Annotated in this window: 16 protein-coding genes and 1 riboswitch; of the genes, 4 read left to right on the top strand and 12 right to left on the bottom strand. The window is 72.1% G+C overall.

Annotated elements, in window-relative coordinates; genetic code table 11:
• Positions 1-209 precede the first annotated feature (209 nt).
• The 4 genes from AC507J_RS17450 to AC507J_RS17435 are packed head-to-tail and all read right to left on the bottom strand — an operon-like array spanning position 210 to position 2,853.
• Positions 210-725 (bottom strand): PH domain-containing protein, encoded by a 516-nt coding sequence (locus AC507J_RS17450; RefSeq protein WP_496290203.1) that lies wholly within the window; start codon positions 723-725, stop codon positions 210-212.
• The gene (locus tag AC507J_RS17445; RefSeq protein WP_496290202.1) at positions 722-1,702 is read right to left on the bottom strand and encodes a DMT family transporter; all 981 of its coding nucleotides are present in this window, start codon (positions 1,700-1,702) and stop codon (positions 722-724) included. The genes AC507J_RS17450 and AC507J_RS17445 overlap by 4 nt, the downstream gene beginning before the upstream one ends.
• Complete coding sequence (gene hisG, locus AC507J_RS17440; protein WP_496290201.1) at positions 1,699-2,544, bottom strand: ATP phosphoribosyltransferase; 846 nt, start codon at positions 2,542-2,544, stop codon at positions 1,699-1,701. The genes AC507J_RS17445 and hisG overlap by 4 nt, the downstream gene beginning before the upstream one ends.
• A gap of 45 nt (positions 2,545-2,589) precedes the next feature.
• Positions 2,590-2,853, bottom strand: coding sequence for a phosphoribosyl-ATP diphosphatase (locus AC507J_RS17435; RefSeq protein ID WP_013732805.1), 264 nt, complete (start codon positions 2,851-2,853; stop codon positions 2,590-2,592).
• A 139-nt stretch (positions 2,854-2,992) separates the two neighbouring features.
• Here AC507J_RS17435 and AC507J_RS17430 point away from each other — a divergent pair, with 139 nt between their 5' ends.
• Genes AC507J_RS17430 through AC507J_RS17420 form a run of 3 tightly spaced genes read left to right on the top strand, consistent with a single transcriptional unit; the run spans position 2,993 to position 5,447 of the window.
• Positions 2,993-3,853, top strand: coding sequence for an ABC transporter substrate-binding protein (locus AC507J_RS17430; RefSeq protein WP_496290200.1), 861 nt, complete (start codon positions 2,993-2,995; stop codon positions 3,851-3,853).
• Positions 3,850-4,698, top strand: coding sequence for an amino acid ABC transporter permease (locus AC507J_RS17425; RefSeq protein ID WP_496290199.1), 849 nt, complete (start codon positions 3,850-3,852; stop codon positions 4,696-4,698). Before AC507J_RS17430 ends, AC507J_RS17425 begins: the two co-directional genes overlap by 4 nt.
• A gap of 2 nt (positions 4,699-4,700) precedes the next feature.
• Positions 4,701-5,447: an amino acid ABC transporter ATP-binding protein gene (locus AC507J_RS17420; protein WP_496290198.1), complete on the top strand. Its 747-nt coding sequence runs from the start codon at positions 4,701-4,703 to the stop codon at positions 5,445-5,447.
• Between the two features lie 125 nt (positions 5,448-5,572).
• Here AC507J_RS17420 and ribH read toward each other — a convergent pair whose 3' ends face one another.
• The 7 genes from ribH to rpe form a co-directional block, all read right to left on the bottom strand.
• Positions 5,573-6,073 carry a 6,7-dimethyl-8-ribityllumazine synthase gene (gene ribH, locus AC507J_RS17415; protein WP_496290197.1) on the bottom strand — a complete coding sequence of 167 codons (501 nt, stop codon included), beginning with the start codon at positions 6,071-6,073 and terminating at the stop codon, positions 5,573-5,575.
• 3 nt (positions 6,074-6,076) lie between these two features.
• Positions 6,077-7,345, bottom strand: coding sequence for a bifunctional 3,4-dihydroxy-2-butanone-4-phosphate synthase/GTP cyclohydrolase II (locus AC507J_RS17410; protein WP_496290196.1), 1,269 nt, complete (start codon positions 7,343-7,345; stop codon positions 6,077-6,079).
• Complete coding sequence (gene pnuC, locus AC507J_RS17405; RefSeq protein WP_496290195.1) at positions 7,342-8,034, bottom strand: nicotinamide riboside transporter PnuC; 693 nt, start codon at positions 8,032-8,034, stop codon at positions 7,342-7,344. Before pnuC ends, AC507J_RS17410 begins: the two co-directional genes overlap by 4 nt.
• Positions 8,031-8,726 (bottom strand): riboflavin synthase, encoded by a 696-nt coding sequence (locus tag AC507J_RS17400; protein ID WP_496290194.1) that lies wholly within the window; start codon positions 8,724-8,726, stop codon positions 8,031-8,033. Before AC507J_RS17400 ends, pnuC begins: the two co-directional genes overlap by 4 nt.
• A 2-nt stretch (positions 8,727-8,728) precedes the next feature.
• Positions 8,729-9,790, bottom strand: coding sequence for a bifunctional diaminohydroxyphosphoribosylaminopyrimidine deaminase/5-amino-6-(5-phosphoribosylamino)uracil reductase RibD (gene ribD, locus AC507J_RS17395; RefSeq protein ID WP_496290193.1), 1,062 nt, complete (start codon positions 9,788-9,790; stop codon positions 8,729-8,731).
• Between the two features lie 140 nt (positions 9,791-9,930).
• Positions 9,931-10,105: riboswitch (FMN riboswitch) on the bottom strand.
• 58 nt (positions 10,106-10,163) lie between these two features.
• The gene (locus AC507J_RS17390) at positions 10,164-11,144 is read right to left on the bottom strand and encodes a response regulator (RefSeq protein ID WP_496290192.1); all 981 of its coding nucleotides are present in this window, start codon (positions 11,142-11,144) and stop codon (positions 10,164-10,166) included.
• Between the two features lies 1 nt (position 11,145).
• Positions 11,146-11,826 carry a ribulose-phosphate 3-epimerase gene (gene rpe / locus AC507J_RS17385; RefSeq protein ID WP_496290191.1) on the bottom strand — a complete coding sequence of 227 codons (681 nt, stop codon included), beginning with the start codon at positions 11,824-11,826 and terminating at the stop codon, positions 11,146-11,148.
• A gap of 247 nt (positions 11,827-12,073) precedes the next feature.
• Here rpe and AC507J_RS17380 point away from each other — a divergent pair, with 247 nt between their 5' ends.
• On the top strand, positions 12,074-12,961 hold the full coding sequence (locus AC507J_RS17380; RefSeq protein ID WP_496290190.1) for a septum formation family protein: 888 nt from the start codon (positions 12,074-12,076) through the stop codon (positions 12,959-12,961).
• 191 nt (positions 12,962-13,152) lie between these two features.
• Here the strand turns inward: AC507J_RS17380 and AC507J_RS17375 are convergent, their stop codons facing one another.
• Positions 13,153-13,728 carry a hypothetical protein gene (locus AC507J_RS17375; protein ID WP_496290189.1) on the bottom strand — a complete coding sequence of 192 codons (576 nt, stop codon included), beginning with the start codon at positions 13,726-13,728 and terminating at the stop codon, positions 13,153-13,155.
• Positions 13,729-13,753 lie beyond the last annotated feature (25 nt).

Raw genomic sequence — 13,753 nt, 5'->3', positions numbered from 1 at the left:
GGGCCCGCTCGACCGGTCGGCACGATCACAGGATCGCGCATCCGGGACCGGGACGTGCCCGGAACCGGGGACCGGACCCGGCCACCGAAGGCGGCGACTCGGGTGGGAGCAGGCGCTCCACTTTCATGGCCACCCGCGCATGCGGACAGCCTGGTCGACTCGACAACACTACACCCTCGGCGACCTGGCCCCCAAACCGGGGGCGCGGGTCAGCGGCGCGCGGCGCGCTCGGCGAGCGTGGCCAGGTGCGTCTGGTGCAGCTGGCGCAGGGCCCGCACCCCGTCGACGGCGAGCTGCTTGTCGGCCGCCTGGAGGGCGACCATCGGCAGCAGGTCGTCGTCGTACAGCTCCAGGGCGGCCCACGGGGCGCCCCGGTCGAACCGGACCCCCCGGACGACCTCCCAGGGCAGCTCGTACGAGCCGATGATGTTGCGGACCCGGATGCCCCGCGCATCCGCCTCGACCCGGGGCCGGGTGAAGAGCAGCGCGCCGAGGGCGAAGAGGACGCCCAGCCCGATCATGGCGAACTGGTCGCCGCGCTGGAACGTGCCGTAGCCGTTGCCGGTGGGACCGGTGAGCGTGGTGGCGATCGCGCTGAACAGAACCACCACCACGACCGCCGAACTCCAGCAGACCAGCCGGATGCGTCGGGGTCGGAGCCGGACCACGTCGGCGCCCTCCGCCGGGCCGTCGGTGTGCCGCACTGCCTCCTGCCGCTCGCTCATGGCACAAGTCTCTCATCCCCGGCCGGCGCATCCTCCGACGCCACACGCAGGCCGGCACCCGACCGGGCCGCTCGTGGCCGGCGGCCGGCGACCAGCACCGCGAGCAGGGTCAGCACCGCGCCGACCAGCACCGGCAGCCGGACTCCCGGCCCCTGCGGCAGGAACACGTCCAGCAGCAGGGCCCCGGCGAGCTGCCCGCCGACCAGGGCGAGGCCGGTACGCAGCACACCCGCGGCGCGTACCCCCACCACCAGGCTGGCGACGATGCCGACGCCGAGCGCACCGCCGAGGTAGAGGTGCCAGTCGGTCGGCCAGCTCACCGGCGGGCCGGTGAAGGCGCCGGCCAGCGCCGCGACGAGCAGCACCACCGGCGTGGCGACGGCGAAGTTGACCGCGACCCCGGCGGCGGCCGAGCCGGCGGCGGAGATCCGGCCGTTGAGCGCGGCCTGCACCGCGACGCCGATCCCACCGGCCACCACCAGCAGGAGCACGCCCACGGCCAGGTCCCCGACGGGCTGGCCGAGCTGGGCCAGGGCCACCGCGGCGATGCCGAGCAGCGCCCCGGCCACCCGGGGCGGGCTCAGCGGCAGCCGGCCCACCGGGGCGAGACCCGCGCGGTCCGATGCCAACCCGCCCAGGCCGTTGCCGGCGACCTGGGCGATGGTGAAGACCGCGACCCCGACCACCGGCACCGCGTACGCGGCGAGCACCACGATGGCCGCCCCGCCCAACCCGCCCAGGTACGACCACCACGGCAGCCGGGCCCGGCGCAGGGCGGCCAGGCCGGTCCGCATCGACGGCAACACCAGCAGCCCCACCAGGACCAGCAGGGTGCCGCCGAGATTGTTGACGACCGCGCCCAGGGTGGCGTGGCCGACCCGCTGCCCGAGTTCGGCGTTGACCGCACCCTGCGCGGCCGAGGCGGCGCCGCCCAGGGTGACCAGGGCGAGTGCGACCGCCGTCGGCGGCGGTCTCACAACCGGCAGGCGTGGATGTTGGTGACCAGGATCGCCCGGGCGCCCAGCTCGTAGAGCTCGTCCATGATCCGGTGTACGTCGTCGCGGAGCACCATGGCCTGCACCGCCACCCAGCCCTCGCGGTGCAGCGGCGAGACCGTCGGCGACTCGATGCCGGGGGTCAGTGAGCTGGCCCGGTCCAGCAGACCGGCCGGCACGTCGTAGGCGAGCATCACGTACCGGCGGGCCACCAGCACCCCGTGCAGCCGGCGCAGCAGCTGCTCCGCCTGCGGGTGCGCCTCCGCGCCGGTGCGGCGGATCAGCACCGCCGAGGAGCGCAGCAGCGGCTCGCCGAAGACCACCAGACCGGCCTGGCGCAGAGTGGCGCCGGTCTCGACCACGTCGGCGACCACGTCGGCCACGCCCAGGCGGATGGCGTTCTCCACCGCGCCGTCGAGCCGGATCACGTCCGCCTTGACACCCAGCTCGGCCAGGTACCGCTCGACCAGCCCCGGGTACGCGGTGGCGATCCGGTGCCCGCCCAGCTCCCGTACGTCGTCGACGTCGTCGGGCCGGGCGGCGAAGCGGAAGGTGGCCCGACCGAAGTTGAGGTCGACCACCTCCTCGGCCGGCGCGCCGGAGTCGATCAGCAGGTCGCGGCCGGTGATGCCGATGTCCAGGTCACCGGAGCCGACGTAGGTGGCGATGTCCTTCGGCCGCAGGTAGAAGAATTCGAGGTCGTTGGGCTCGTCCCGGCAGACCAGGTCCTTCGGGTCGGTGCGCTGGCGGTAGCCCGCCTCGCGCAGCATCTGGGCGGCCGACTCGGCGAGGGTGCCCTTGTTGGGTACGGCGACACGCAGCATGACGGAGTGCTCCTTCGATCGGTGTGAGGTCGACGGTGGGGGCACTCAGAGATGTCGGTAGACGTCCTTCAGCTCGAGACCGCTGGCGAGCATCAGCACCTGGACCTGGTAGAGCAGCTGGGAGATCTCCTCGGCGGTGCGCTCGGGCCCCTCGTGCTCGGCGGCCATCCACGACTCGGCCGCCTCCTCGACGACCTTCTTGCCGATGAAGTGCACCCCCTTCTCCAGCGCGGCGACCGTGCCCGAGCCGGGGGTGCCGGCGGCGGCCTTGGCCTGCAGCTCGGCGAACAACTCCTCGAACGTCTTCACGGAGACGCATTCTCGCAGTCGCCCTCGGTTGCGGCACGCACCGGGTCCGGCGGTGACCGGTGGCCGGGACCGGCATTCCCTACCGACATGGTGGGACACCTCTTCGACGTCCGCCGATGCGGGCCGTACGCTGTCCGCCATGGTCAGCACCGCACGAATCCGCATCCTCGCCACCGCCGGCATGGTCCTGCTCGCCGTCGCCGCCTGCGCCCCGCAGGCCACCCCCACACCCGCGCCCATCGCCTCGGCGTCCTGCACGAAGGAAAGCCTGCCCACCCGGACACCCGGCAAGCTCACCATCGGCACCGACGAGCCGGCCTACCAGCCGTGGTTCGTCGACGACAAACCCGAAAACGGCGAGGGCTTCGAGTCCGCGGTCGCCTATGCGGTGGCCGAGAAGCTCGGCTACACCCGCGACGAGGTGGTCTGGAACCGGGTCAGGTTCGACTCCGCCATCGCGCCCGGGCCGAAGGAGTTCGACTTCGACATCAACCAGTTCTCCATCACCGAGGAGCGTAAGCAGGCGGTCGACTTCTCCGCCCCGTACTACCTGGTGCGGCAGACGGTCATCGCGCTGAAGTCTTCCAAGATCGCCGGCAGGACGTCCCTGGCCGACCTGAAGAAGGCCAAGCTCGGCGCCCAGGTCGGCACGACCAGCTATCAGGCGATCACCGACGTGATCAAGCCGACGGTCGAGCCGCAGGTCTACAACAGCAACGACGACGCCAAGAAGGCCCTCCAGAACGGCCAACTCGACGGTCTGGTGGTGGACCTGCCGACCGCCTTCTACATCACCTCGGCCGAAATCGAGGACGCGGTGATCGTCGGGCAGCTTCCCCAGGTGGGCGCGCCGGAGGCGTTCGGCCTGCTGCTGGAGAAGGACTCGCCGCTCACCGGCTGCGTCAGCGGCGCGGTGGGACAGCTCTTCGCCGACGGGGCACTGAAGCAACTGGAGCAGCAGTGGCTCGCCCAGGCCGCCGGAGCGCCCGAACTCACGTGAGCAACTCCCTGCACCAGGTTCCCTCGCCCGCCCAGCGGGCGAGGGACGCGTACCGCCGCCGGCAGAGCGTGCTGAGCGTGCTGGTCGCGGCTGCCTCCACGGCGGCGGTCGGCACGCTGCTGGCGGTCGCGGTGACCGGGGCACCCGGCTGGGAGCGGGTACGCCAGACCTTCCTCGATCCGGAGATCGCCCGGGAGGCGCTGCCCCGGGTGCTGACCGGGCTCTGGCTCAACGTCCGGCTGCTGGTCTGCTGTGCCATCGCCGCGCTGCTGCTCGGGCTGCTGATCGCGATCCTGCGCACCCTGCGCGGGCCGGTCTTCTTCCCGATCCGGGCGCTCGCCGCCAGCTACACGTACGTCTTCCGGGGCCTGCCGCTGATCATCGTGCTCTACGTGCTCACCCTCGGCGTCCCCGGCCTGCGGTTGCAGGGCATGCCGTCGGTGCTGGTGCTGGGCGGGGCGGCGCTGGTGCTCACCTACAGCGGCTACCTCGCCGAGGTGTTCCGCGCCGGCATCGAGTCGGTGCACCCCAGCCAGCTCGCGGCGGCGCGGTCGCTGGGGCTGACCTACCGGCAGACCATGCGGCACGTGGTGCTGCCCCAGGCCGTCCGCCGGGTGGCTCCGCCGTTGCTCAACGACGTCGTGGCGTTGCAGAAGGACGTCGGCCTGGTCGCCCTGGCCGGGCCGATCGACGCGGTCCGGGCCGCGCAGATCACCACCGCCCAGACGTTCAACTACACGCCGTACATCGTGGCCGGGGTGCTTTTCGTCCTGCTCGCCCTCCCGCTGATCGCGGTCACCGACCGGGTCACGCTGCGGGCGGCCCGACGCCAGTCCGGAGGCTGACGATGAACGTTGTGCTGCGGTGTCGCGGGCTGCGCAAGGAGTTCGGCGGTCAGGTCGTGCTCGACGGGCTCGACCTGACCGTGGCCGAACACCAGGTGGTGGCGCTGATCGGGGCCTCCGGGTCGGGCAAGTCGACGCTGCTGCGCTGCGTCAACCTGCTGGAGGAGCTGCACGACGGGACCATCGAGCTGGACGGCGAGGAGATCTCCGCGCCGGGCGTCGATCCCGATCAGGTACGTCGCCGCATCGGGTTGGTCTTCCAGTCGTACAACCTCTTCCCGCACCTGAGCGTGCTGGACAACGTCACCCTGGCCCCGCGCCGGGTGCACGGCAGATCGCGGGCCGAGGCCGAGGCGAAGGCGCGGGAACTGCTCGACCGGGTCGGGCTGGCAGACAAGGCGGACGCGTATCCGGACCGGCTCTCCGGCGGCCAGCAGCAACGGGTGGCGATCGTCCGGGCGCTGGCCAACTCGCCCCGGCTGCTCCTGCTCGACGAGGTCACCTCGGCGCTGGACCCGGAACTGGTCGGCGAGGTGCTCACCCTGATCCGCGACCTCAAGGCCGAGGGCATGACCATGCTCCTGGCCACCCACGAGATGGCCTTCGCCCGCGACGTGGCCGACCAGATCTACTTCCTCGACGCCGGGCGGGTGGTCGAGGCGGGGCCGCCGGAGCAGGTGTTCGCTGCGCCGACCCAGCCGCGTACCCGCCAGTTCCTGGCCCGGATCATCGAGGCCGGCCGCCTCTAACACCCCACCAACCACCCCTCCCCCACCCTCCCCCGTTGATCATGAAGTTATTGCCCGGGAAAGCGCTTGCCGATGGCAATAACTTCATGATCAACGGGGCGAGAACGGGGTGGGGTGGGGTGGGGTTAGGTGGCGAAGCCGAGGCGGGGGGTGGCGGCGGTGGTGGCCTGGCGGATGGCGAGGGCGGCGTCCAGGGCGGCGACTGTGGCGGCCCAGCCCTTGTCCTCGGTGGAGTCGGGCAGGCCGGCCCGGTCGCGGGCCTGTTCGATGGTGTCGACGGTGAGCACCCCGTGGGCCACCGGCTTGCCCTCGTCGAGGGCGATGCGGGTCAGGCCGTCGGTCACCGAGCGGCAGACGTAGTCGAAGTGCGCGGTGGCGCCGCGTACCACCACGCCGAGCGCGACCACCACGTCGCAGCGGCGGGCCAGGGCCTGCGCCACCACGGGTAGTTCGACCGAGCCGGCCACCCGGGCCACCACGGTCCGCGCGCCGCACGCCTGGGCGGCGGCCACCGCCCGGTCCAGCATGTGGTCGGTCAGCTCGCCGTGCCAGCGCGCGGCGACCACACCCACGGTCATCCCGGCCGCGTCGACCGGGGCCGTGCCCGGCTCACCGAAACCCGCCATCGCCTATGCTCCGATCTCGTTACCGGGGACCGGACGGCCCATCGGGGCCTCGGTCGCCTCGTCCAGTTGGTCCAACAGGTGCCCCATCCGGTCCCGCTTGGTACGCAGATAACGCACGTTCTCCGGGTGCGGGCGTACCGGCAGGCCCTCCCGGCCGATGATGGTGAGCCCGTAGCCCTCCAAACCGGCCCGCTTGGCCGGGTTGTTTGTCAGCAGCCGCATCGAGCGCACCCCCAGGTCGTAGAGGATCTGCGCGCCGGTGCCGTAGTCGCGCGCGTCGGCCGGCAGCCCGAGGTCGAGGTTCGCGTCGACCGTGTCGCGGCCCTGGTCCTGCAACTGGTACGCGCGCAGCTTGTGCAGCAGCCCGATGCCCCGCCCCTCGTGGCCGCGTACGTAGAGCACCACGCCCCGGCCCTCCCGGGCTACCCGCTCCAGCGCCGCGTTGAGCTGGGGGCCGCAGTCGCACCGCACCGAGGCGAAAACGTCGCCGGTCAGGCACTCCGAGTGCACCCGTACCAGCACGTCCCGGCCGTCACCGAGTTCGCCCATCACAAGCGCGACGTGCTCGGCCGAGTCGAACTCGCTGCGGTAGCCCAACGCCCGGAACACCCCGTGCTCGGTGGGCATCCGGGCGTCCGCGACCTGCTCGACCTGCTTCTCGGTACGCCGCCGGTAAGCGATCAGGTCGGCGATGGTGATCAGGGTCAGCGAATGCTCCGCGCGGAACTTCTCCAGGTCCGGCAGGCGCATCATGGTGCCGTCGTCGTTCACCAGCTCGCAGAGCACGCCGGCCGGACGCAGCCCGGCCAGCCGGGTCAGGTCGACGGCCGCCTCGGTGTGCCCGGGCCGGCGCAGCACCCCGCCCGGACGGGCGCGCAGCGGCACCACGTGCCCGGGGCGGGCCAGGTCGGCCGGGCCGGTACCCGGATCGGCGAGCAGCCGGATGGTGTGCGCCCGGTCGGCCGCGGAGATGCCGGTGCTCACCCCCTCCCGCGCGTCCACGGTCACCGTGTACGCGGTCTGCCGGCGGTCCTGGTTGGTGTGGTGCATGGGCGGCAGATCGAGCCGGTCGCACTCGGCCTCGGGCAGCGGCACGCAGATGAAGCCCGAGGTGTGCCGCACGGTGAAGGCCAGCAGCTCCGGCGTGGCCAGCTCGGCGGCGAAGATCAGATCGCCCTCGTTCTCCCGGTCGGCGTCGTCGACCACGACGACGGGCCGGCCGGCGGCGATCTCCGCCACCGCCTGTTCGATGCTGTCGAAGGAACCTGTCATGCCACGGCCTCCGCGTAGCTCGGGGTGGGTGCCGGGCGGGTCGCCCGCGAGGTCCGCCACCAGCTGACCAGGCCCCAGACGCAGAACGCGCCGTAACCGAGGTACATCGCCGCCGACGGGTAGAAGCCGCCCCGCAGCAGCAGCGGTACGCCGACCGCGTCCACCGCGATCCAGATCAGCCAGAAGTCCACCCAGCCCCGGGCCATCCCGTACGTGGCGAGCAGGCTGCCGGTGAGGATCCAGGCGTCGGGCAGCGGGCCCCAGGAGCCGAGCGCGGCCAGCACCGGATACGCCACCGCGGTGCCGACCACCGCGGCGGCGAGCAGCCCCAGCCGCTCGGTGCCGGTGGCCCAGCGGGGGGTGACCGCCGCACCGTCGGCGGCGGTGCCGAGCCGGCGGGTACGCGACCAGCGCCACCAGCCGTAGAGGCTGACGGCGAAGAAGAAGACCTGCCGACCGGCCTGCCCGTACAGGTCGTGGGCCTGCGGGGTGGCGAAGGCACCGCCGAGGAAGACGGTGAACAGCAGCGCGTTGCCGATCATGCCCAGCGGCCAGGCCCAGACCAGCCGACGCAGGCCGAGCAGGGCCGAGCCGAGCCCGAAGACGTTGCCGACGATCTCCCGCACCAGCACCGGTGAGCCGGCCAGGTGCACCTCCGCGGTGAGCAGCCAGCCGAGCGCGCCGGTCATGACGCCACCGGCCCGGGTCCGCCGCCGCCGGCCGGGCCGACCGGGGGCACGGCGTCGGCTTCGCTGCCGAGGGTGGCGGCCGGGGCGGTGCCAGCCTCTGCGCGGGTGCCGAGCAGTCGCTCGACGTACTTGGCCAGCACGTCGGCCTCCAGGTTGACCGGGTCGCCCACCGCCCGGCTGCCCAGCGTGGTGAGCGAGAGCGTGGTGGGGATCAGACCGACCGTGAACCAGTCGGTGCCGACCTCGGCCACGGTCAACGAGACCCCGTCCACGGTGATCGAGCCCTTCTCCACCACGTACCGGGCCAGGGCGGCGGGCAACCGGAACCGGACGGTCTCCCAGCGCGGCGCCGGCTCGCGCGAGAGCACCTCGCCGACCCCGTCGACGTGCCCCTGCACCAGGTGACCGCCGAGGCGGCTGCCGAGCGCGGCGGCCCGTTCCAGGTTGACCGGCTCCCCGGCGCGCAGCGCACCCAGCGCCGACCGGCGCAGCGTCTCGCCCATCACGTCGGCGGTGAACACCCCGCCGTCGACGTCGACCACGGTCAGACAGACGCCGTTGACCGCGATCGAGTCGCCGTGCCGGGCGTCGGAGGCGACCAGCGGGCCACGGACCGCCACCCGGGCCGAGTCCTCCGCCGTCGGGGTGACCCCGACGACCTCACCCAGTTCCTCGACGATGCCGGTGAACATGCCTAGCCCTCCCTCTTGCGGGGAAACGCGGTGATCCGCAGATCCGGACCGATCTGCGTAACGTCGGTGATCTCCAGGTCGATGGCCTCCGCGATGGTGCTCACGCCCGCGTCGACAAGCGCGGCGGGCCCGGCGCCGAGCAGCCGGGGCGCGAGATAGCCGACGACCCGGTCGACCAGGCCGGCGGCGAGGAACGCCCCGGCCAGCCGGGGGCCGCCCTCCAGCAGCACGGCCCGTACCCCCCGGCCGTGCAGGGCCGCCAGCAGCGCGGGCAGGTCGACCCCGCCGTCCGCTCCGGCGCCCACCTCCGCCGTGGTGGCGATCCAGGTGCGGGCAGCACCGTCGCGGACCTGGGCGTCGAGGGGGGTACGCCCGGCCGAGTCGACCACCACCCGCAGCGGCTGCCGGATGGCCAGGCTGCCGTCGCGCAGGTTGCGCACGGTGAGCCGGGGATCGTCGGCGAGCACCGTGCCGACGCCGACCACCACCGCGTCCACTGTCGCGCGCAACGCGTGCACGTCCATCCGGGCCGCCTCGGAGGTGATCCACATGCTGGTGCCGTCGGCCGCCGCCGAACGCCCGTCCAGCGTCGCCGCGTACTTCCAGATCACGTACGGCCAGCCACGGCGCATCGCGGTCAGCCAGGCCACATTGCCGTTCTCCGCCTCGGTGCCGCGTACCCCCACGTCGACCCGGACCCCGGCGGCGCGCAGGGTCGCGGCGCCACCGGTGGCGACCGGGTTGGGGTCGGGTACGGCGATCACGACGCGGGCCACGCCCGCCTGCACCAGGGCGAGGCTGCAGGGGCCGGTGCGGCCGGTGTGGTCACAGGGTTCCAGGGTGACCACGGCGGTGCCGCCCTTGGCGCGGTGACCGGCCTGGGCAAGCGCGACGATCTCGGCGTGTGGCCCCCCGGCGTACGCGTGGAAACCCTCGCCGACCACCTCGCCGTCGGCGTCGAGCAGCACACAGCCGACGACGGGGTTGGGACTGGTCGTGCCGAGCCCGCGCGCCGCGAGTTCGATCGCGCGCCGCATCGCCTCGTCGACGGAGACGCTCGCCATCGCCTGGCCCTGCCCTCTCGCTCGGCTCGCGCAGGCGGGGCGGGAGGTGGACGGCAGGCGGAGTCCAGGTACGGCAGAGCCGACCCGGTGAGCGGTGCAAACACGCCGAAACCCGGCGAGCCGCACGACCCTTCCGTCCCGCGCGCTGTCTCCCATCCGGACTGTCTGGGCGCGGTCTGGGGCCGCACCCAACCGTCGGCCCCGGATTCTCACCAGGTCCACCGGGCGGACGAACCGCTCCCGGGTCGCGGGCTTACCACGGTCGGGCCGTGGATCACCGCCGGTTCGGAATTACACCGAGTCCCGCCAGCGCGTGGTGGGTACTGAGGGAAAGTTTTACACGCCGACCGGGGGGTTGGGCCACCCGGGCGAGCTACTTCACATGACGGTGGTTCGGGTCACCGACGCCGCGACGCCGGTCCACCGCCACGTACGAGCCGGGTTGGCTCTTGGCCACCGTCTTCATCTCGGAGGCGATCGTCATCGCCTCCAGCGGGCTGGCGATGCGTTTGTCGGCGTCGGAGACGGAGACCCCGATGGAGAGGGTGACCAGCGCGGCCCGGCGGATGTTGCCGCGCCGGTCCTTCAGCTCGACGTAACCACGCTCCCGGTCAGTGGGATCGTAGAGCGCGTCCGCGGCCTTCTCGAAGTCGGCCGACACCCGGGAGGTGAGCGGTAGGACCTGCTCCGGGGTGCAGACGAAGACGAAGTCGTCGCCACCCACATGGCCGAGGAAAGCCGGCGGCAGCGCCACCGAGACCACCGCCCGGTGCAGGGTGCGCGCCAACGCGGAGATGAAGTCGTCGCCCCGGACGAAGCCGTACCGGTCGTTGACGCTCTTGAACCGGTCGATGTCGATGTAGCCGACCGCGTAGTCGGTCCCGCTGCGGACCCGGTCGGCGATCTCCCGGCGGATGCGGCTGTTGCCCGGCAGGCCGGTAAGCGGGGAGACCTCGCGGAACTCCTTGTTGCGCCGCAGGGTGGAGGTCACCCGGGCCAGCAACTCCAGGGTGTCGAAGGGCTTGACCAGGTAGTCGTCGGCACCGGCGCTGAGCCCGTTGACCTTGTCCTGGGTCATCCCCTTCGCGGTCAACATGATCACCGGTAGCGCGGCGGTCATCGGGTCGGCCCGCAGCCGCCGGGTCAGCTCCAGCCCGTCGATCCGGGGCATCATCAGGTCGACCACGGCCAGGTCGGGCCGCTGCCGCTCGATCACCTCGAGCGCCTCCTGGCCGTCGGAGGCGATGACCACTTCGAAGCCGTGCAGCCGCAGGTTGAACTCGACGAAGCGGGCGATGTCCTCGTCGTCGTCGACGACGAGGATCACGTCCTTGCGGTCGCCTGCGGGCTCCACGTCAGGCCCCGGCAGCCGCGCGCTCCGCCAGCCCGCGCAGCCGGCGTACCGCCTCGGCCGGGTCGTCGGCGCCGTAGACGGCGGTGCCGGCGACGAAGGCGTCGGCACCGGCCGCGGCCGCCTGCTCGATGGTGTCGGCGGCGATCCCGCCGTCGACCTCGATGCGAAGTTCGAGGTGGCCGCTATCGACGTGCCGACGCGCGGTGCGGACCTTCTCCAGCAGCTCCGGGATGAACCGCTGCCCGCCGAAGCCGGCCTTGATCGTCATGATCAGCAGCGTGTCGAAGCTCGGCAGCAGGTCGAGGTACGGCTCGATCGGAGTGTCCCGGTCGATCGCCAGCCCCGCCTTGGCGCCCGCCGCGCGCAGGTCCTTGGCAAGCGACACCGGGTCGTCGCAGGCCTCGGCGTGGAAGGTCACGTTGTACGCACCGGCGTCCGCGTACCCGGGCGCCCAGCGGCGCGGATCGTTGATCATCAGGTGCACGTCGAAGGGCAGCTCGGTGGCGGCCCGCAGGCTCTGCACCACCGGCAGCCCGATGGTCAGGTTCGGCACGAAGTGGTTGTCCATCACATCGACGTGCAACCAGTCCGCGGCGGCCTCGACGGCACGGACCTCTTCGGCGAGGCGGGCGAAATCGGCGGCGAGGATGCTTGGCGCGACGATCGGCGGCGGTACGGTCACAGGGCCAGTGTACGAACGCGGCCAGCAGCCGTCGGCGGCACGGCACCAATCGAGACACCCCGTAACCCGAAGGTGACCGGTGGTACAGAATAGGCCCCTTCGGTCTTTCGGAACGGCACGGCCCGCCATCCCGACTGGCCGGACGGCCGGATGGCGGCAACACTCCATCGGGGACGGTGGCGGTATCGTGCACGCCGTTGGGCGCGGGAGCCGACATCCGGGCGGCGGCTCTCGGAAAGGGCGAACGATGCGACGGTGGCTCGCGGCGCTGGCGCTGGCCGGCGTGACGGTGCTCCTGCTGGGCGGCTGCGTACGGCCGAGCGGAACGGACGGTGATCTCACAAACGACTGGCCTGCGCTACGCGCGCCTACGATGTTCGTACCGGCCACCGACGCCTGCCTGCCCCGGGTCACCGCGATCGTGCAGGCGAGCACCTACGAGACCGTGGACTGCGCCCGCAACCATCTGGCCGAGACGGTGCACGTCGGCACGTTCGCCGGGTCGGCGGCGGAGGGTCCGCGACCCGAGCCGGGTTCGGCCGCGCTGCGTACGGCCCGCGCCGAGTGCGACCAGCGGGCCCGGTTGGTGCTCGGCGGGGACTGGCACACCGCCCGGCTGACGCTCAACATCGCCCTACCCTCGGTATCGGCGTGGAACGGCGGTGCCCGCTGGTTCCGCTGCGACCTGAGCGAGACCGACAGCATCGACAACACCCGACCGGTGAACCGCACCGGCAGCCTACGCGGGGCGCTGATCGGCGACTCGCCACTTGTGCACCGCTGCTTCGACCCGAAGCTCATCGGCAACAGCCTGAACTACATGGCCCCGGTGCTCTGCACCGAGCCACACGGCGCCGAGTTCGTCGGCGTGTACGTCGAAGAGGACATGACCTGGGAGGAGTTCACCAACTCCGCCGGCCAGGCGCACAAGCGCTGCATGGAACTGATCGCCGCCTACGCCGACGTACCAAACAACGCCGACCTGCCCTACCGCGCCGGCTCCATCTTCTACCCGCCGTCGCAGCGGGAATGGGAGGAGGGCGACCGTGGGGTGCGCTGCATCCTGTGGAGCGACGACCGCAAGCTCACCGGTTCGATGCGCGGCGTCGGCCCGCAGGGACTACCCGTGGCCTGACCGGCGTGTCGCATGCTGCCGCTGCCTGACAACCCGATCGGCGATCAGCACCGTGTGGCGCGGGCGAGCCGCCGCCTACTCGCCCGGTTAGTGAGGTCGGCGCTGCTGGTCAGCGCGACCTTGCTGTCGGCAGGCCGCTCCGGCGCATCTGCTTCAGCAGCTCTCCGTCGGCCACGTCGGAGCCCAGCTCGTCAGCCGGCGTCAACTGCGCATCGAGTGGTGTCGAACAGTGGGCTGGCAATGGCGTTCATCAGCCGCTTGGCCGGCGGGTATGTCGAATCCACATGACGGCCGAGAGTGATCGCGGCCACGGTGGTGGCGCCTGCGACCTTGAGAGCGAAGGCGAGTGACTGCACGCGGGCGCCCGTTGTCCAGGTGTCCTCAAGGATGAGTGCGTGGATCGGGGCGCTCGCCGGAGGCAGGGCTGGAGTGAACCAGTCGGCGTGAAAGTCGTGGTCGTCTGGCCCATAGCTCGGATTGACCGCGCTGGCGATCCAGGGCAGGCCGAGCCGATCGCCGACAAGCTCGGTGAGTGGATGCGTGCTGGTGCTGTTTCGGGTGCTGGGGACGGTGATCACATGCGTTGGCCGTGCGCCGGTGCGGGCCGCCACGCAGGCAAGGTGGTCGCGCAGGAAGAACAGGAGGAGGGCGAGCAGGTTTCGCCGAGCCTGCTCGGAGCGGGCTGCGCCCTTGTAGGTCCGGAGGTTGTGATGGTGCTGCCAGGTGCGCGGCGAGTAAGAGATCGGCAGTACGAGGTCCGCGAGCACCCCGCCCGATCGACTCAGGTGGGAC

This window comes from Micromonospora sp. PRAS1, from assembly GCF_059553435.1.
The sequence above is the reverse complement of the archived record's forward strand: the minus strand, read 5'-3'. Positions and strand labels throughout refer to the sequence as shown.

Coding starts and splice junctions, on each gene's coding strand:
- pnuC (WP_496290195.1), bottom strand. CDS start 8,034: ATGACCGGCGCGCTCGGCTGGCTGCTCACCGCGGAGGTGCACCTGGCC.
- hisG (WP_496290201.1), bottom strand. CDS start 2,544: ATGCTGCGTGTCGCCGTACCCAACAAGGGCACCCTCGCCGAGTCGGCC.
- AC507J_RS17450 (WP_496290203.1), bottom strand. CDS start 725: ATGAGCGAGCGGCAGGAGGCAGTGCGGCACACCGACGGCCCGGCGGAG.
- AC507J_RS17410 (WP_496290196.1), bottom strand. CDS start 7,345: ATGACAGGTTCCTTCGACAGCATCGAACAGGCGGTGGCGGAGATCGCC.
- AC507J_RS17380 (WP_496290190.1), top strand. CDS start 12,074: ATGCGACGGTGGCTCGCGGCGCTGGCGCTGGCCGGCGTGACGGTGCTC.
- AC507J_RS17420 (WP_496290198.1), top strand. CDS start 4,701: ATGAACGTTGTGCTGCGGTGTCGCGGGCTGCGCAAGGAGTTCGGCGGT.
- ribH (WP_496290197.1), bottom strand. CDS start 6,073: ATGGCGGGTTTCGGTGAGCCGGGCACGGCCCCGGTCGACGCGGCCGGG.
- ribD (WP_496290193.1), bottom strand. CDS start 9,790: ATGGCGAGCGTCTCCGTCGACGAGGCGATGCGGCGCGCGATCGAACTC.
- AC507J_RS17400 (WP_496290194.1), bottom strand. CDS start 8,726: ATGTTCACCGGCATCGTCGAGGAACTGGGTGAGGTCGTCGGGGTCACC.
- AC507J_RS17430 (WP_496290200.1), top strand. CDS start 2,993: ATGGTCAGCACCGCACGAATCCGCATCCTCGCCACCGCCGGCATGGTC.